The sequence below is a fragment of the Pseudomonas sp. HY7a-MNA-CIBAN-0227 genome (assembly GCF_040310325.1).
In the GTDB taxonomy this organism is placed as follows: domain Bacteria; phylum Pseudomonadota; class Gammaproteobacteria; order Pseudomonadales; family Pseudomonadaceae; genus Aquipseudomonas.
The window spans coordinates 1-320 of the sequence record NZ_JBEOPT010000061.1 but is presented as its reverse complement, the minus strand read 5'-3'; the positions used below and the strand labels follow the sequence as shown (position 1 = coordinate 320).

The 320-nt window shown below is 38.4% G+C and carries 1 protein-coding gene; it reads right to left on the bottom strand.

Translation table 11 applies throughout. The features are described from left to right. The coding region (locus AAEZ06_RS26965) for a twin-arginine translocase subunit TatC (RefSeq protein WP_350617126.1) at positions 1–266 on the bottom strand (266 nt) is incomplete at its 3' end. Between the last annotated feature and the right edge of the window lie 54 nt (positions 267–320).

Genomic DNA, 320 nt, shown 5'->3' with positions numbered 1-320 from the left:
AGCATAGATACCCCGTCGGGCGGTGTCACTACTGCTGCAACCCCAAAACAACCGACTATGATATAACGACGCTTATCCTCAAGACTCTGAGTAGAAACGATCCCAACTAATATCAATAATAAAGTAACTACTGGAATCTCAAAGGTGAGGCCAAATACCATAAATAACTTGAGAGCGAAGCTCAAATAACTATCAATATCGGTCATAGGTATGACATTTTGTGGCGCAAATAGGATAAAAAACTTCAATACGCTTTTGAGTACAATAAAGTAGGCAAAGGCAACACCCGTATAAAATAGAAATATTGAAGACAGTAATAC